Below are 16,188 nucleotides of genomic sequence, written 5' to 3' on the forward strand. Positions count from 1 at the left end.
CTATTTCAGCAGCGGGTCACGCGGCAGGCCGAGGATGCGTTCGGCGATGGTGTTGCGGGTGATCTCCGACGTGCCGCCTGCGATGGTCATCGCCCGGTTGCCGAGGTAACTACGCAACAGCTTCGGCGCCTGGCCAACCACTGCCGCCGAACCGGACAGCTCCATGCCCAGCTCGGTGATCCGCTGCCCTGCCTCGGCCACCAGCAGTTTGGTCACATTGCCCTCTGGCCCTGGCTCCGCGCCCGCGATGGCCCGACTGGCCCGGCGCAGGTTCAGCAGCCGCAGCGTGTGAGTCTCCGCAATGCACTCGCCTGCCCGCCGCACGTAGTTGGCCGCGGCCGGGGAAGCGTCGAGGAGCTTGATGAGATGGTCCGGGCTGAACCCGGAAGCGCCGCCCGAACCACCGCCGATCGAGATGCGCTCATTGCCCAGCGTCGCCCGGGCCACCAACCACCCCTTGTTCACGTCGCCGACGACGTCCTCGTCAGGAACGAACACGTCGTCGAAGAAGACCTCGTTGAAATGCGAATCGCCGGTGATGCCGCGCAACGGATTGACCGTGACGCCAGGCGCTTTCATGTCGATCGCCATCATCGTCACACCGGCATGCTTGGGCGCATCGGGATCGGTGCGCACCGTGGCAAGGCCCCACTGGCAGTACTGCGCGAGGCTTGTCCAGACCTTCTGTCCGCTGACCCGCCAGCCGCCGTCGACTTTCTTGGCGGCCGTGCGCACCGCCGCGGCGTCCGAGCCCGCGCCGGGCTCCGAGAACAGCTGACACCACATCACCTGGCCGCGCAGCACGGGTTCGACCCAGCGTTCCCGCTGGTCGTCGGTGCCTGCCTGCGCGATCGTGAGCGCCACCCACCCGGTGATGCCCATATCGGGTCGTTCAATGCCCGCGAACTCCTCCTCGATCACCAACTGCTCGAGGACGTCGGCCGCGCGGCCCCACGGCTTCGGCCAGTGGGGAACGAGGTAGCCGGAGTCGACGAGGTAATCGCGCTGCTTGTCCTCGGGCAGCGACTGCAGCCGGTCGACGGCCTCGCGGGCCTGGCTGCGGTGTGCGTCCGCCTCGGGCGGCAGAGTGAACGACGCGCCGTGCGCCTGGCCGCTGCGCTGACCCTCGACGACATCGAGCAGTGGGTCGCCGCCTTCTTCCATCAGCGCGGCCAGTGTGCGGGCACGCCGCAGATAAAGATGCGCGTCGTGCTCCCACGTATAGGCGATGCCGCCGTGAAGCTGAATGTTGTACTGCGCGTTGAAGACTTGCGTGCGAATGGCATGCGCGGCCGCAACGGCGGCGGGGAACCATGCACTCTCGAGGTCGTCGGCCCGCGCGGCGTCCCACGCGGCCGCGGTGGTCTCCTCTGCGTTGACCAACATGTTCGCCGCATGGTGCTTGACGGCCTGGAAGGTTCCGATGGTGCGGCCGAACTGCTCGCGCACCTTGGCGTATTCGACGGCCATGTCCAGCGCGGCCCAACTGACGCCGACCGCTTCGGCCGAGGCCAGGATCCGGAACACCGTCCTCGCCTTGCGCGCCGCGCCGCGAAGCACCTTGTCTTCGTCGACCGTCACGCCGCGCAACGCCACGGACCCGACGCTGCGGGTGGGGTCCAGCGACTCCAGGGCCGTGACGGTGACTCCTTCGGCGGTCGCGTCGACGACGACAACGTCCTCACCTGCGGCGATCACGAGCACATCGGCGTCGGGGGCACCGAGCACTGCAGGGCTTTCCCCGGTGAGTACCAGGTCCGAACCGATCGCGACGTTTCCCGAAAGGGCGAGCGCGCCGACTGCGCTGCCGGCGGTGAGGCCCGGAAGTAGTTGCGCGCGAACGGAATCCGATGCACAGCGGTCGATGACCACCGCTGCCGCGACTGTCGGCAGGAACGGGCCGGGCGACAGCTCGCGTCCCAACAGCTCGAGCACCACCGCCAGTTCGGCGAGGCTGAACCCGGAACCACCGTGTTCCTCGGAGATCGCCAGCCCGTTCCAGCCGAGGCCGGTGCCTGCCGACCAGATCTCGGACGGATGGGCCGCGCCGTTCTCCAGCGTGGCGCGGGCCGCAGCGCGGCTGTCCAGGCGATTCAGCTGCCCGATGACGGAATCGGCCAGGTCAGTGTGTTCTTCGGTGATGGCGAGAGCTGACTTACTCACGTTGGAAGTCCTCTTTACGTTTGACGGTCGTCAAGTAAAGCTAACGCGTCGGCGCCCACCTGCACATACGTGATGCGGGTCACATCTGATCTTGAAAGTGCGCCCAGTAGACATGTTCACCGATGTTGTCGTTTGGGAATCGCCCAGCGGGGTACAGTCGCGAAATGACGGTACGACCGGACACCCGGTACCCGGGGCCGACAATGTGGACACGGGCCCGGTGGTTGCTGAGGGCCGGCCCGGCCGACTACATGCTGGCGGCCAGCGTCGCGTCGGCCTCCCTGCCCGTGATCGGGAAACACCTTGAGCCACTTGGTGCTATGACCGCCATGGGTGTCTGGGGCTACCGCCACCTGCCGGACTTCCTCGGGGCCACCGCACGCTCTATGTTCGAGCCCGGCAACGCCGAATTGCGTAAGCAGGAACGCGATTCCACGCATGCCGTCGTCGACGCTGCCCTGCGCGGAGTGGTGCCTGCCGCAGACCTCGCCGTCAAGTGGCCCGCACCCGAGAGCGCCCCGCCGCTGTGGAAGTTCCGCGAGCACCGTCGCAGCGTGTATCGCACCTCGGTGCGTTACGGCAATCTCCCATCTCAACTGCTCGACGTCTGGCGTCCGAAGGATCTGCCCGCCGAGCCCGCGCCAGTGCTGATCTTCGTGCCGGGCGGCGCGTGGGTGCACGGCAGTCGCATGCTGCAGGGGTACGCGTTGATGTCGCATCTGGCCGAGATGGGCTGGGTCTGCCTGTCCATCGACTACCGGGTGGCGCCGCACCACCGGTGGCCTGCGCACATCACCGACGTCAAGACCGCGATCGCATGGGCCCGCGCCAATGTCGACAAGTTCGGCGGCGACCGCAATTTCGTTGCGCTAGCGGGATGTTCGGCCGGCGGGCATCTGGCGGCGCTGGCGGGATTGACGGCGAACGACCCGGACATGCAGTGCGAACTGCCCGACGGCTCCGATACGTCGGTCGACGCGGTTGTCGGCATCTACGGCCGCTACGACTGGGAGGACCGCTCGACAGCGGAGCGGGTTCGCTTCGTCGACTTCCTCGAACGCATCGTGGTCGGCCGGAAGATGTCGAAGCATCCAGACGTGTTCCGCAAGGCATCGCCGATCGCCCGCATCCACAAGGACGCGCCGCCGTTCCTGGTGATCCACGGCACCGGTGACAGCGTCATTCCCGTCGATCAGGCCCGCAGCTTCGTCGAGCGGCTGCGCGCGGCATCGCGTTCTGCGGTCAGCTATGTGGAGCTGCCCGGCGCAGGCCACGCCTTCGACATGATCGACGGTGCCCGCACCGGGTCGATGGCCACCGCAATCGGCTTATTCCTCAAGCAGATTCACCGCAACCGATCGCTCACGGGGGCCAAGCAGGTGATCTAGGCTCCTCCACATAGGAGGGAGCGCCGTTGAAGAGGCTTCGCGGGTGGGACGCTGTGCTGCTGTACAGCGAGACGCCGAACGTGCACATGCACACACTCAAGCTGGCGGTGATCGAGCTCGACGATCTCGGCGGGCGGAAGTTCGGGATCGACGAGTTCCGCAAGGTCATCCACGGCAGGCTCTACAAGCTCGACCCGTTCCGGTACCAGCTGATCGAGGTGCCCGGCAAGATCCATCACCCGATGTGGCGGGAGAACTGCGAGGTCGACCTCGACTACCACGTCCGGCCGTACCAGCTGGACGCTCCGGGTGGGAGGCGTCAGCTCGACGAGGCGATCGGCAAGATCGCGAGCACGCCACTGGACCGCAGCCGACCGCTGTGGGAGATGTATTTCATCGAGGGGCTGGCGAACGGCAGGATCGCGGTGCTCGGCAAGATCCATCACGCGTTGGCCGACGGGGTGGCTTCGGCGAATCTGCTGGCCCGCGGAATGGACATCGGCGACGGCGGCCTGGCCGATCGGGATTCGTATGCCACCGACCCGGCGCCGACGAAGGGCGAGCTGCTGCGCTCGGCGTTCGCCGACCACGTCCGCCTGGTGGGTAAATTGCCCAGCACGGTGCGCTACACGGCGCAGGGTGTCCGCCGCGTGCGTAAGAGTTCGCGCAAGCTGTCGCCGGAATTGACCCGACCATTCACGCCGCCGGCGACGTTCATGAACCACAAGGTCGATCCGATCCGCAAGTTCGCGACGGCCACGCTGGCGTTGGCGGACATCAAGGCGACCGGTAAGCACCTCGGCGTCACGATCAATGACATGGTACTGGCGATCTCGGCGGGGGCACTGCGAAAACTGTTGCTGCGCTACGACGGTCACGCCGGCGACCCGTTGCTGGCGTCGGTCCCAGTGAGCTTCGACTTTTCCCCTGACCGTATCTCCGGCAACTACTTCACCGGCGTGCTGGTGGCGTTGCCGACCGACTGCGAGGACCCGCTGGATCGGGTGCGCAACGCGCGCCAGGCCGCGTTGGAAGCGAAAGAAAGCCACAACCTGCTCGGGCCGGAACTGGTGAGCAAGTGGTCGGCGTACTTCCCGCCCGCGCCTGCGGAGGCGATGTTCCGGTGGCTGTCGAACAAGGACGGTCAGAACAAGGTGCTGAACCTGCCGATCTCCAATGTGCCCGGCCCTCGGGAGTACGGTCGCGTCGGCGGTGCGCTGGTGACCGAGATCTATTCGGTTGGCCCGTTGACCGCGGGCAGCGGGATGAACATCACGGTGTGGAGTTATGTCGACCAGCTCAACATCTCGGTACTCTCGGACGGCCGCACTCTAGAAGACCCACATGAGCTGACCGACGCGATGATCGACGCGTTTGTCGAAATCCGGCGTGCCGCAGGGCTTTCCGAAGAGTTGACCATCGTCGAAAAGGCGATGGCGCAGTAATCCCCCCTGCGATTTGTGTGCGTTCAGGAGCGCTCAGCGCAACAAAACGCACACAAATCGCTCATCCGCGCGTGGCGTGCACCCAGGACAGGAACGTCTCTACCGCCTGAGCGGTGTAATGGCCACGCGGCGACCCGTAGTAGAAATCGAACGCATGCTGGGCGTGCGGAATCTCGGCATAAACGACGACCGATGTCGACGCGTCCTTCATCGCAGCGGCGAAGTCGCGGCCCTCGGGCACCGGGATGATCGAGTCGTCCTCGCCGTGCAGGATGAAAAACGGTGGGGCGTCTGGCCGTAATCGCATGATCGGCGAAGCGTCCACATACACCTGCTTGCGCTCGACGATGCGCTTCTTGACCACATACTTCTGCAGGAACGCGATGAACTCCCGGCGGCCGTTGCCGTTGCCCGAAACCCAGTCGTAGCGACCGTAGATCGGCACCGCGGCCACCACCGAGGTGTCGGCATCTTCGAAACCCGGCTGGTACTGCGGGTCGTCGGGGGTGAGCGCGGCAAGCGCGCACAGATGCCCGCCCGCCGAACCACCGGTGATCGCAACGAAATCCGGGTCACCGCCGTAGTCGGCGATGTTCTCCTTGATCCAGGCCAGTGCCCGCTTGACGTCGACGATGTGGTCCGGCCAGGTGTTGCGCGGACTGACGCGGTAGTCGATGGACACGCAAATCCAGCCGCGCTCGGCCATATGACTCAGCAGCGGATACGCCTGCGGTCGGCGCATGCCGATGGCCCATGCGCCGCCAGGTACCTGCAGCAGCACCGGCGCCTTGCCGTCGCGGGGCAGGTCGCTGCGCCGCCAGATGTCCGCCCGGTTGACCCTGCGATGCGGACCGTACTGAACCGTGCTGGCTTTTTCGACATAACGGCGACGCACCAATTCGGTTGGCCACACGCCGATCATCCTGCGGCGTTTCACCGGTTGCGATTGCGCTGCGATCTTTTCGTAGTCGTCGCCAAGCACCTCGCGCAACGGATCTTCGAAATGCGGTTTGGACGTGACGTTGCGGTGCTGGATCAGCGCCAGCAGCCCCCAGGCAATGACCGTGAGCACCAGGGCGATTCGACCGCGCGCACCGCGAAAGTCCCCGCGCAGGCCGCGGCGCGCCGCGTCGAAAATCGATCCGGCGAGATAGACCGCCGACATCTCAGTGGTCGGCCAACCGAAGGCGAACACCGGCAGCGTGACGTAGCCCTCGCGGGCGATCGGGCGCACCCCGTTCGCGGCGTTGAGTAGCTCCGCGCACGCGCGCAGCAATGGCCAGCGTTTACGCACGACCGGCGCGCTCCTGCAGTTCGCGGCGCACGATCTTTCCCGTGCTGCTGCGAGGTAGTTCGTCGAGAATCGTGATCTCCCTGGGCACTTTGTAATTCGCCAAGTTCTCGCGGACGTGTTGCTTCAGTATGTCGGGGGTAGCCGAGGCACCGCCGTTCAAAACCACGAAGGCCACCAGTCGCTGACCGAACTGCTCGTCGTCCACGCCGAGCACCGATGCCTCCGCCACGTCCGGATGCGAAGTCAGCGTCTTCTCCACCTCGATGGGGTAGATGTTCTCACCGCCGGAGACGATCATCTCGTCGTCGCGGCCGACCACGAAGAGCCGCCCGGCCTCGTCGAAGCGGCCGATATCGCCGGACGACATGAACCCCTCGTGGAAGTCCTTCGTCTTGCCGGACGTGTACCCGTCGAACTGCGTGGAATTGCGCACGTAGATGGTGCCGACCTCGCCGGTGGGCAGCTCGTTGAAATCGGAGTCCAGAATCCGGATCTCGGTGCCACCGGCCGGTTTACCCGCCGTGTCGGGGGCCGCCCGCAGGTCCTGTGGTGTGGCCGTCGCGATCATGCCGGCCTCGGTGGCGTTGTAGTTGTTGTAGATCACGTCGCCGAACTGGTCCATGAACTTGATGACGACGTCTGGGCGCATCCGCGACCCCGACGCGGCGGCGAACCGCAACGACCGCCCGCTGTATTTGTTGCGGACCTCGTCGGGCAACTCCATGATCCGGTCGAACATCACCGGCACGACGCATAACCCGGTGGCGCGGTGGCGGTCGACGAGTTCGAGCGTGGCTTCCGGGTCGAACTTGCGACGGGTGATGACCGTGCATGCCAGCGACGCGGCGAACACCAACTGGGAGAAGCCCCACGCGTGGAACATCGGCGCCACGACGACGACCGGTTCCTCTGCGCGCCAGGGGGTACGGTCCAGGATCGCCTTGAGGATGCCGGGTCCACCGTCGGCGCCGCCAGAGTGCTTGGCGCCCTTGGGGCTTCCGGTGGTGCCCGACGTCAGCAGGATGACCTTCGATTTCGCGCTCGCGCGCTGCGGCTCACGACCGGTGTGCTCAGTGATCAGCTTCTCGACCGTGAGCCCGTCCTGGGGCCCGTCGGTCCAGGCAATGATCCGCGTCGCGTCGGCACTGTCGGAGAGCGCGCGGTCGACGGTCTCGGCGAACTCCTCGTCGTAGATGACCGCGTCCACCCCTTCGCGCTGTACCACCTCGGCCAGCGCGGGCCCGGCGAACGACGTGTTCAACAGCAGCACGTCCGCGCCGATCCGGTTGGCGGCGATCAGCGACTCGACGAAGCCGCGATGGTTGCGCGCCATCAGGCCGAGCACGTGCGGTTGTCCACCCGGCAGTGACTGCAGTCCGGCGGCCAATGCGTCTGCGCGCTGGTCGATTTCTCGCCAGGTCAGCGTGCCGAGCTCGTCGACGAGGCCGGGCCGGTCCGGGCAGCGCTGCGCGGCGGCGGCGAATCCCGATGTGATGCCCATGTTTTCGCGTTGCATCGCCGCGGCGATGCGTAGGTATCTGTCGGGCCGCATCGGGGCGAGCAGCCGCGCGCGGGCCATCGTCGAGACGATGCCGAGCGTTTCCGTGAGCCGGTCGGTGATGGCCATGGGTCTCAGCCGAGCACAGGGAGTGTGCGTTCTTGGGCCAGTTCGTCGAGGGCTCGCTGCATGACGTGGCGCACGTGAGCGTCGACCTCGTCGATGTCCGGGTGCTCGCCGAACTCGGCGAGGATGTCGATCGGCGGCAGCACCTTCATCACGATCTTGGCGGGCAGCGGGATGTTGGGCGGGATCACGATGCTCAGGCCGAACGGGAACCCGAAGGAGATCGGCACGATCTTGGTGCGCGCCAACCGTGCGATCGGCCCGAGTCGTTTCGCCAGCCAGGTGCCGCGGGACAGGAAGATCTGCGTCTCCTGCCCGCCGATGCCGACCGTCGGAACGATCGGAACGCCCGCGTTGAGCGCAGCCTTCACGTAGCCGGTGCGGCCGCCGAAGTCGATCTTGTTCTCCGAAAGGGTCGGCCGATAGACGTCGTAGTCGCCGCCGGGGAACACCACCACGAGGCCGCCGGAGCGCAGCGCCTCATCGGCGTTCTCGTGGTTGGCGCTGATGTAGCCGATCTTCTTGAAGAAGTCTCCGGTCGGTCCTACCGAGAGCATGTCGTGGCTCAGCGTGTAGAGCGGGCGGTCATAGCCGTGATGGTGGTAGTACTCGGCCGCGAGGATCGGCACGTCCATCGGCAGCATCCCGCCAGAGTGGTTGCTGACGAGCAGCGCCCCGCCTGCCGGCATGTTCTCCAGCCCGCGGACCTCTGATCGGAAGTAGCGCTTGAGGAACGGCCGGGTGAGGCCCATGACGCGCTCGGTGAGACCCGGATCCCACTTGGTGAGTTCCGACGGTTCGGTATCGGTCGAGGTCACGGGTCCCCCTGACTAGGAAAACTAGAACGTGTTCTAATTTATGGTACATGGCCTGAGCCGGACCGCCAAAGCCGACTGTGGATACGATCACCGGCGTGACAGATAACAGTGAAAATGTAGTCCTCGTCGAGCAGCGTGGCCGAATCCTGGTGATCACCATCAACCGTCCCGAGGCCCGCAACGCCGTCAACGCCGCGGTCAGCCGGGGGCTGGCCGACGCCGTGGACCGCCTCGACGACGACCCTGGATTGTCGGTCGGCATCGTCACCGGCGCCGGGGGTTCGTTCTGTGCGGGCATGGATCTGAAGGCATTCGCCCGCGGTGAGAACGTCGTGGTCGAGGGCCGGGGCATGGGGTTCACCGAGCGCCCCCCGGTCAAGCCGTTGATCGCCGCGGTCGAGGGCTTTGGCTTGGCGGGCGGGATGGAGCTTGCGTTGGCCTGCGATCTGATCGTGGCGTCGAAGGACGGCGCGTTCGGCATCCCGGAGGTCAAACGCGGTCTCGTCGCCGGCGGAGGAGGGCTGTTGCGGCTGCCCCAACGCATCCCGCCTGCGATCGCGATGGAGCTCGCGCTGACCGGCGACAGGCTGCCTGCGCAGCGGGCGCTCGAGCTCGGCCTGGTCAACGCGCTCGCAGAACCCGGCAAGGTGCTCGACGCGGCGATCGAGCTGGCCGAGCGGATCACCGCCAACGGACCGCTGGCCGTCGCAGCGACGAAGCAGATCATCGTCGAGTCGCGCGGGTGGAGCCCCGACGAGATGTGGGCCAAACAGACGCGCATCTTGATGCCGGTGTTCAGCAGCAACGACGCCAAGGAAGGTGCGATCGCCTTCGCGGAGAAGCGACCGCCGAAGTGGACCGGCAGCTAACGGTTTTCGGTTGCGCGATGGTGGGCAACCGACAGCCATGGCCGACGAACTTCCCATTCCCGACTACGACCAGCTGCCGCTGACCGAGCTGCGACACCGGATTCGCTCCCTCGAGGAGGGGCAACTGCGAGGCCTCTTCGAGCACGAGGAGGCGCACGGCAATCGCATCCCGGTGCTCGAGGTGTTGCACGCCCGACTGCGGGAACTCACCCACGGCGCCGAGCCGTCGTCGGGAGACCCCGCGAACGCACCCGGCGTCGCGCGCACGCCGCACGGCTCTGCGGTCAACGAAGCGACTGCCGCAGATCCCGCGGCCCCGTCGCCCCGTGGCCGCACCTAGTGCCGGCCGAGCGCGCTCCTGACCGTCGCGGCCGCGACGGCGACATCGGCGCGCACCCCCCAGATCGGATGCTGACGCAAGTCACGCGTGGCGCGCGCCAGGTTGCCTTCTGCGATGTGCCCCGCGACAACCGTTGCGTTCGCCAGCGCGAAGAGCGCGGCGCCTGCCTTGAGCCGACCCGTCAACGCCGTCACCGCGGCCACGGGTACCAGCGAGTTACCGACCACCGCACACCATTGGTTGACTGGCGTGACGTGCTGGGTCCGGTGTTGAGCTGCGAATTCCTCGTATGTCACCCCCATGGCCGGAGCATCGCACAGACACGACGCCGACGCCATCCCCGCTCTTCCGTCGGCAACCAGTCAGCCGGCGAGTTCGGCGATCTCCTCGGCGATGTTGCGGCGCGCCCGCTCTTCCCACCGTTCACGCCCTGCCGCAGTGTGAAACAGCCGCCCGTCGAGCAGCGCCGAAAGTACCTGCGCCCGAGCCGGTTTGAACACATCGTCGGGCACGTCGGCGTATTCCTCACGGACGGCCGCGGCATAGGCCCGGTACCGGAACGGTTCGCTGCCGAGCACCGACAGGTCGGCGTCGCTGAGCACCGCGCCGTTGATGTCGTGTTCTCCCACCTTGTGCGTCTTGGTGACAAGCACCAGTCGCGCGACCTCGTCGCGGATCGGGGACGACGCCAGTAGCTCGAGCGCCAACTCCGCAGAGCGGTCCTCGTTGTCGTCGCGGCCGATCTCGTAGATGGCGTCGTGGAACCACGCGGCGAGTTCCACCGCCTCGCGGTCGAACTCGACGCCCGCCTCGGCCAGCGCGCCGATCGCGTCGAGCATCTCGTGCAGGTGGCTGACGGTGTGGTGCTTGCGGTGCGTCTCCGACCAACGGGCCAGCAGGTCCTCGCGCAGTTCCTCGGTCAAATGGGCGGGCACCCTTCCAGTGTTCCACCGGGTTGACCTGAACCCCTGTTGAGGTCGGAAGATGGCGTCATGACGATTGAAGTCACCGATGCTGTGGACGTGGCCGCATATTTCGACCGGATCGGCTACCGCGGCCCCGCCGAACCAACCGTCGAGACGGTGCATGCGCTCGTCGCCGCGCACAACGGGTCCATCCCGTTCGAGAATCTCGACCCGTTGATGGGCATCCCCGTCGCTGATCTCGGCGCGGCGGCGCTGACCGACAAACTCGTGCACCGCCGCCGCGGGGGTTACTGCTACGAGCACAACGGATTGATGGGATACGTGCTCGAGCAGTTGGGCTTCGGCGTCGATCGGCTTGCTGGCCGCGTGATTTGGCTGAACCCGGACGGCCCACTTCCCGCCCAGACGCATCAGGTGCTTTCGGTGACGGTGCCTGGCCTCGATGGGCGGCTCCTGGTCGACGTCGGTTTCGGTGGGCAGACGTTGACGTCACCTATCCGGCTGCAGGCCGGGCCGGTCCAGGAGACGCGCCATGAGCCGTACCGCATCAGCGAGCGTGGGGACGCCCTCCAGCTGGAAGCCCAGGTCCGCGGCGAGTGGCAGCCGCTGTACATCTTCACCACCCGGCCGCAGCCGCGAATCGATCTCGAGGTCGGAAGCTGGTATGTGTCAACGCATCCCAACTCGTTCTTCGTCACCGGTTTGACGGCAGCCCTGGTCACCGGCGAGGCCCGCTACAACATGCGGGGCCGAAATCTGGCCATCCACAGTGCCGGTGAAACCGAGAAGATCCGCTTCGATACTGCCGCAGAAGTGCTCGAAGCGCTGACTGACCGCTTCGGTATCGACATCGCTGATCTGGGTGACGGCGGTGATCTGGAGGCGCGGGTCAACCAGGTGCTGGATAGCTGACCACGACGTCCCACGGATCATCGGCGGCCAACGCGATCCGGCCAAGGCGCCGTGCGTAGGACGCAGTCGAGCCGAAGTCGTCGACCCAGCTGCGAGCCTGCATGGTCGAGCGCCACAGCCGGTGCTCGATGGTCACCCCGATCGCCCCGTGTAACTGGTGGGCGATGGTGGTGACCGGATCAACGGCACGCCCGACCGCGACCTTTGCCACCGTGGCGGCGTAATCGGTCGCAGGGTGGTCGAAGCCGTAGTCGGTTGCAGCAGCGACCGCCAAAGCGGTTGCAGCACGGGCACGTTCGATCTCGCCGGCCATCGCGGCCAGTGAATGCTGCACTGCCTGAAACTTGCTCAGCGTGCGGCCGAACTGCACTCGCTCGGCGGTGTGCGCCACCGTGAGGTCGCACGCCGCATCGAGCGCACCGACGATCTGGTTGCAGCGCGCCCACGCGCCGCGGCGGACCAGCTCGTCGGCGACGACAGCATCGAGCGTGCGTAGCTCGGCGACGGCTAGGTCGAAGTCGATCGATCCGTGCGACGTGCCATCGATCAAGCCGACATGCAACGCATCGGCGGTGCGCGCCGCCAGTACGACTGTGCTTGACGGCCACGGCACGTCGCGTGCAGTTCCCGTGACGCGCCCGCCACGTTCGCATGCGTCGGCGATCGCCACCGTCAACGGGCCGGTGTCCGGAACCGACAAGCCCGCCTCGCCAGCCAGCCAGGCTGCGAGCAGATCGGTCTCTGCGATCGGAACTGCCGCCGCATGTCTTGCCAAGCCGGACAACACGATTGCGGCCTCCGCAGGAGTTGCGCCCTGGCCCGTGGTCAGCCGGGTGAGTCCGGTGTCCTCCAGGTTGCGCCACAATTCGTCACCCGTCGATCGACTGCAGAGATCGTCGATCAGTTGCGTCAGTTCGTTCATGACGTCATGCCCTTGGCCACCACGCCGCGTAGCACCTCGTTGGTGCCCCCGCGCAGTGTGAAAAGCGGCGAGTGCACCCGCGCAGTTTTAAGTAGCGCACGCAACGGTTCTGGATCCTCGACGTAGTCCAGCAGGTCGGCGACCAACTCCACCGAGTCCTGCTCGAAGCGCGTCCCGAGGTCCTTCACCAGTGCCGCCCGGCTGGCGGCATCCCGACCGTCGGCCAGCGTGCGTGCCACCGAAATCGACAGCTGCCGCAGCGAAATCAGCCGGGCCACAAGGTCTCCGACGTCGGCGGCGACCCCGTCGTCGACCTCGCCCAAGGCCCGGATCGCGCTGAAGATCAGCGTGGCCGTCGACAGGATCCGTTCCGGTCCGCTTCGCTCGAAACCCAACTCGGCGGTGACCTGGTGCCATCCGTCGCCGATCTGTCCGAGCACGTCCTCGTCGGGAACGAACACGTCGGTGAAAATCACCTCGTTGAAGTGGTGTTCGCCGTTCATCAACAGGATCGGCTCGATCATGATGCCCGGGGCCGACGTCTGGACGATGAACTGGGAGAAACCCGCGTGGCGGTGTTCGGGGTCCAACGGGCTGGTCCGGGCCAGCACCACGATCTGGTGTGCGACGTGCGCGCCGCTCGTCCACACCTTCGAACCGTTGAGGACCCAGCCGCCGTCGACTCGACTGGCGCGCGTCTGCGCGGCGGCGAGGTCGGACCCGGCGCCGTGCTCACTCATTCCGATCGCCGAATACAGCTGCCCCGCTGCGATCCGCGGCAGCAACCGGTGCCGCTGCTCTTCGCTGCCGTACGTCAGCAGCGCAGGCGCCACCTGCCGGTCGGCGATCCAATGGGCAGCGACGGGAGCGCCGTGGGCGAGCAGTTCCTCGGTGACGACATAGCGGTGCAGATAACCCAGCCCGCGTCCCCCGTACTCGGCGGGGATGGTCAGGCCGACGAAACCGGCGCCGGCCAGCCGGGCGGAGAAGTCCGGGTCCCATTTCGCCAGCCAGCAGTCGACAGCGGGCTGCCAACCGAACTCGTCGCGGTCGGCGGCCAGGAACTCGCGGACCGACGTCCGAAGCAGGCCCAGCTCGGCGTCGTTGGCGCACAGCGCATCGAATTCGCTCACTGGGCAACAGAGTCTAGTGAGCCGACAGCGCAGCAGGAATTGTCATGTCCATCCCGCGGACGCACGACCATACTCGGGAAGCGTGAGCGATCCAGCACGCCGCGATCGACTGCGGGAACTCCTCGACGCCGTCGTCGACGCCGACAACACCGACGTCGGCGACATGGCACGCAGCAGCTTCGCGTCGGAATTCCACTTCTCCCGCGAGGTGCGACGGTTGACCGGCGAGTCGCCGGCGGCGATGCGCAGGCGCATCATGCTCGAACGCGCGGCCTGGCGGCTGCACCGCGGTGAATCGGTTTCCGCGGTGGCCGCCGACGAGGGCTGGTCGTCGGCCGAGGTGTTCTCCCGCGCTTTCCGTCGCACATTCGGCGTGCCACCGTCGCGCGCCGCAGATGTCGAGTTCCGGTTGCCTGCGCCGAACGGGCTGCACTTTCACCCCCCGCAGTCGCTGTGGTTGGACAGCGACGGCGCCAGCAAGGAGCCCGACATTTCTCAACTGATGGTGGCCCATGACGTCGCCGACACCGCCTATCTGATCGACGAGGCCGCCCGGCTCTCCGAAGAGCAATGGACACACGAGATCTCACCTGGACAGGTGATTCTCGACTGGGACGGTCCCGAGCCAAGCATTGCAGCCGTGCTGGGAGCGATCGTGTGGGCGAAGGAAGTGTGGCTGGCCACCATCGAGGGCCGCGACTTCCCCAATAGACAAGCCGCGCAGTCGACAACTGCGCAAGAACTGGCCACGCACCACGAAGAAATCGGAACCCGCTGGGCGGCAATGGTTTCCGAATACAGCGCAACGGGCAGGCTCGGCGACACCGTCATCGATGCACTGTGCGACCCGCCGGAGTCGTTTCAGCTCTACGGCATCGTTGCGCATGTGCTGACGTATTCGGCGCACCGGCGCGAACTGGCCCGAGCCATGCTGACGCGGCTCGGCCTGCGCACCCGCCGCGGTGACCCGCTCGACTGGATGAGAGGAACCTGACATGGCAACCGTCTACTTCACCGCGTCCAGCCTCGACGGCTACATCGTCGACGAAGCCGAGAGCCTGGATTGGCTGACCTCGCGGGCGGTCGATGCCGACGGCCCGTTCGGGTATGAGGCATTCATCAAAACTGTTGGCGCACTGGTGATGGGCTCCGCGACATACGAATGGATCCTGAACAATCACCCAGGGCGGTGGATGTATGAGCAGCCGTCTTGGGTGTTGACGCATCGACCGCAGATCGTTTCAGAGGGACATCCGGTGCAGGTGTTCGACGGTGACGTCGCGCAGTTGCATCCGAAGCTGGTGTCGGCAGCGGCGGGCAAGGACGTCTGGGTGGTCGGCGGCGGGGAGACGGCCGGGCAGTTCCGCAGCGCGGGCCTGATCGACGAAATGATCGTGACGTATGCGCCGTGTTCGTTGGGTGCAGGCGCACGGCTGTTGCCTATCCGATCCGAATGGGCGCTCGTCGAATCCGGCGTCAACGGCGACTTCGTCTGCGCCAGGTGGCGCAAGGCTTAACGGTGCTCGGGCACACCGTAGACACGCACGAATTCCCGTGACTTGATCAGGAATTCGAGCTGCTCGGCGACCTCGCGCAGGGGATCGACGCTGCGCGTCGACCGGCACAGCACTACCGCACCCTCGAGCGACGCGATGCACATGATGGCCAACGATGCGGCGCAGGGCTCGTCGAAGCCGTCGCTGACGAACGCGCGGGTCAGCGCGTCACGCCAGCGGCTGAAGATGTTGCCTGCGACGGTTGTCAGTTGAGGTTCGTCGTCGGCTGAGCCGATCGCCGCGGCCACGACAGGGCAGCCTGCGGTGAAATCGCTCTCGGCAAGGAGGTCCTCCCAGAACGTCACGAACCGCCGGACCAGGTACACGCCGCCCTTTGCCGCGGCATCGTCGATGACGTCGGAGACAAGGCCGCTGGCGTACTGCAACGCCTCGGTCAGGATCTGATTGCGGCCCTCGGGGAAGTGGTAGTACACCGAACCGCGCGGCGCGCCGCTGCGGGCGAGCACCTCGTCGATCGTGACACCAGCGGCTCCGCGTTCGCGCAGCACCTCAGCGGCGCTGATCAACATCTTGGTGCGCGTAGAGCCGCGCTTGGTCCTGGTCTTGGTCGGGGTGGACAGAACTAACCTCCGGCGGTGTCAGGCGGCGTGCGGGTCCCGCAGTGGTGCAGACCGCCAGCTGAAGTGGCGCGGGCTGAAGTGGAAGACCGATCGCCGACGCCCATGCATCTCGCGCGTGAACCGACGGCCGGCGAAGTTGACCTCAACGATCCACATCGGATGCCTCCCTGTCTATGGTGCAAAGCATAGAACCGGTAACACACTGGTGCAATAAATG

General features: G+C 66.4%; 16 protein-coding genes. 7 read left to right on the top strand and 9 right to left on the bottom strand.

Annotated elements, in window-relative coordinates:
* Window positions 1–2,163: an acyl-CoA dehydrogenase gene (locus J3E61_RS10405; RefSeq protein ID WP_210083495.1), complete on the bottom strand. Its 2,163-nt coding sequence runs from the start codon at window positions 2,161–2,163 to the stop codon at window positions 1–3.
* 164 nt (window positions 2,164–2,327) lie between these two features.
* On the opposite strand from J3E61_RS10405, the gene J3E61_RS10410 reads away from it, so the two are divergent.
* Together J3E61_RS10410 and J3E61_RS10415 are read left to right on the top strand one after the other, a co-directional pair.
* Window positions 2,328–3,551, top strand: a complete 1,224-nt coding sequence (locus tag J3E61_RS10410) for an alpha/beta hydrolase (RefSeq protein WP_210083496.1) — start codon at window positions 2,328–2,330, stop codon at window positions 3,549–3,551.
* Window positions 3,552–3,577: 26 nt separating this feature from the next.
* Complete coding sequence (locus tag J3E61_RS10415) at window positions 3,578–4,996, top strand: wax ester/triacylglycerol synthase family O-acyltransferase (RefSeq protein WP_210083497.1); 1,419 nt, start codon at window positions 3,578–3,580, stop codon at window positions 4,994–4,996.
* 61 nt (window positions 4,997–5,057) lie between these two features.
* On the opposite strand, the gene J3E61_RS10420 is transcribed toward J3E61_RS10415, so the two are convergent.
* Genes J3E61_RS10420 through J3E61_RS10430 form a run of 3 tightly spaced genes read right to left on the bottom strand, consistent with a single transcriptional unit; the run spans window position 5,058 to window position 8,732 of the window.
* Window positions 5,058–6,290, bottom strand: coding sequence for an alpha/beta hydrolase (locus J3E61_RS10420; protein ID WP_210083498.1), 1,233 nt, complete (start codon window positions 6,288–6,290; stop codon window positions 5,058–5,060).
* Window positions 6,283–7,917 (bottom strand): acyl-CoA ligase FadD12, encoded by a 1,635-nt coding sequence (gene fadD12, locus J3E61_RS10425; protein ID WP_210083499.1) that lies wholly within the window; start codon window positions 7,915–7,917, stop codon window positions 6,283–6,285. Before fadD12 ends, J3E61_RS10420 begins: the two co-directional genes overlap by 8 nt.
* Window positions 7,918–7,922: 5 nt before the next feature.
* Complete coding sequence (locus tag J3E61_RS10430; protein ID WP_192725133.1) at window positions 7,923–8,732, bottom strand: 1-acyl-sn-glycerol-3-phosphate acyltransferase; 810 nt, start codon at window positions 8,730–8,732, stop codon at window positions 7,923–7,925.
* Between the two features lie 86 nt (window positions 8,733–8,818).
* Here J3E61_RS10430 and J3E61_RS10435 point away from each other — a divergent pair, with 86 nt between their 5' ends.
* The gene (locus J3E61_RS10435; protein WP_192725279.1) at window positions 8,819–9,601 is read left to right on the top strand and encodes a crotonase/enoyl-CoA hydratase family protein; all 783 of its coding nucleotides are present in this window, start codon (window positions 8,819–8,821) and stop codon (window positions 9,599–9,601) included.
* A gap of 37 nt (window positions 9,602–9,638) precedes the next feature.
* Window positions 9,639–9,941: a hypothetical protein gene (locus J3E61_RS10440; protein WP_210083500.1), complete on the top strand. Its 303-nt coding sequence runs from the start codon at window positions 9,639–9,641 to the stop codon at window positions 9,939–9,941.
* Here J3E61_RS10440 and J3E61_RS10445 read toward each other — a convergent pair.
* Entirely contained in the window at window positions 9,938–10,243 is a 306-nt protein-coding gene (locus J3E61_RS10445; protein WP_210083501.1) for a hypothetical protein, read from the bottom strand. The genes J3E61_RS10440 and J3E61_RS10445 overlap by 4 nt on opposite strands.
* 60 nt (window positions 10,244–10,303) lie before the next feature.
* Complete coding sequence (locus tag J3E61_RS10450; RefSeq protein WP_210083502.1) at window positions 10,304–10,876, bottom strand: hypothetical protein; 573 nt, start codon at window positions 10,874–10,876, stop codon at window positions 10,304–10,306.
* A gap of 57 nt (window positions 10,877–10,933) precedes the next feature.
* Here J3E61_RS10450 and J3E61_RS10455 point away from each other — a divergent pair, with 57 nt between their 5' ends.
* Complete coding sequence (locus J3E61_RS10455; protein WP_210083503.1) at window positions 10,934–11,779, top strand: arylamine N-acetyltransferase; 846 nt, start codon at window positions 10,934–10,936, stop codon at window positions 11,777–11,779.
* On the opposite strand, the gene J3E61_RS10460 is transcribed toward J3E61_RS10455, so the two are convergent.
* Together J3E61_RS10460 and J3E61_RS10465 are read right to left on the bottom strand one after the other, a co-directional pair.
* A complete protein-coding gene (locus J3E61_RS10460) occupies window positions 11,757–12,701 on the bottom strand; it encodes an acyl-CoA dehydrogenase (RefSeq protein WP_210083504.1) in 945 nt (314 codons plus the stop codon). The genes J3E61_RS10455 and J3E61_RS10460 overlap by 23 nt on opposite strands.
* The gene (locus tag J3E61_RS10465) at window positions 12,698–13,834 is read right to left on the bottom strand and encodes an acyl-CoA dehydrogenase family protein (RefSeq protein WP_210083505.1); all 1,137 of its coding nucleotides are present in this window, start codon (window positions 13,832–13,834) and stop codon (window positions 12,698–12,700) included. The genes J3E61_RS10460 and J3E61_RS10465 overlap by 4 nt, the downstream gene beginning before the upstream one ends.
* Window positions 13,835–13,916: 82 nt before the next feature.
* On the opposite strand from J3E61_RS10465, the gene J3E61_RS10470 reads away from it, so the two are divergent.
* Entirely contained in the window at window positions 13,917–14,828 is a 912-nt protein-coding gene (locus tag J3E61_RS10470) for a helix-turn-helix domain-containing protein (protein WP_210083506.1), read from the top strand.
* A 1-nt stretch (window position 14,829) separates the two neighbouring features.
* Entirely contained in the window at window positions 14,830–15,351 is a 522-nt protein-coding gene (locus J3E61_RS10475) for a dihydrofolate reductase family protein (RefSeq protein ID WP_192725141.1), read from the top strand.
* Here the strand turns inward: J3E61_RS10475 and J3E61_RS10480 are convergent.
* The gene (locus J3E61_RS10480; RefSeq protein ID WP_210083507.1) at window positions 15,348–15,920 is read right to left on the bottom strand and encodes a TetR/AcrR family transcriptional regulator; all 573 of its coding nucleotides are present in this window, start codon (window positions 15,918–15,920) and stop codon (window positions 15,348–15,350) included. The genes J3E61_RS10475 and J3E61_RS10480 overlap by 4 nt on opposite strands.
* Between the last annotated feature and the right edge of the window lie 268 nt (window positions 15,921–16,188).

The organism is Mycobacterium sp. OAE908 (assembly GCF_017872775.1).
GTDB lineage: Bacteria > Actinomycetota > Actinomycetes > Mycobacteriales > Mycobacteriaceae > Mycobacterium.

What these genes read in the sequence shown, in the direction of transcription:
- J3E61_RS10475 (WP_192725141.1), top strand. Translation starts at nt 14,830, where the DNA reads ATGGCAACCGTCTACTTCACCGCGTCCAGCCTCGACGGCTACATCGTC.
- J3E61_RS10480 (WP_210083507.1), bottom strand. Translation starts at nt 15,920, where the DNA reads ATGTTGATCAGCGCCGCTGAGGTGCTGCGCGAACGCGGAGCCGCTGGT.
- J3E61_RS10455 (WP_210083503.1), top strand. Translation starts at nt 10,934, where the DNA reads ATGACGATTGAAGTCACCGATGCTGTGGACGTGGCCGCATATTTCGAC.
- fadD12 (WP_210083499.1), bottom strand. Translation starts at nt 7,917, where the DNA reads ATGGCCATCACCGACCGGCTCACGGAAACGCTCGGCATCGTCTCGACG.
- J3E61_RS10440 (WP_210083500.1), top strand. Translation starts at nt 9,639, where the DNA reads ATGGCCGACGAACTTCCCATTCCCGACTACGACCAGCTGCCGCTGACC.
- J3E61_RS10460 (WP_210083504.1), bottom strand. Translation starts at nt 12,701, where the DNA reads ATGAACGAACTGACGCAACTGATCGACGATCTCTGCAGTCGATCGACG.
- J3E61_RS10410 (WP_210083496.1), top strand. Translation starts at nt 2,328, where the DNA reads ATGACGGTACGACCGGACACCCGGTACCCGGGGCCGACAATGTGGACA.
- J3E61_RS10445 (WP_210083501.1), bottom strand. Translation starts at nt 10,243, where the DNA reads ATGGGGGTGACATACGAGGAATTCGCAGCTCAACACCGGACCCAGCAC.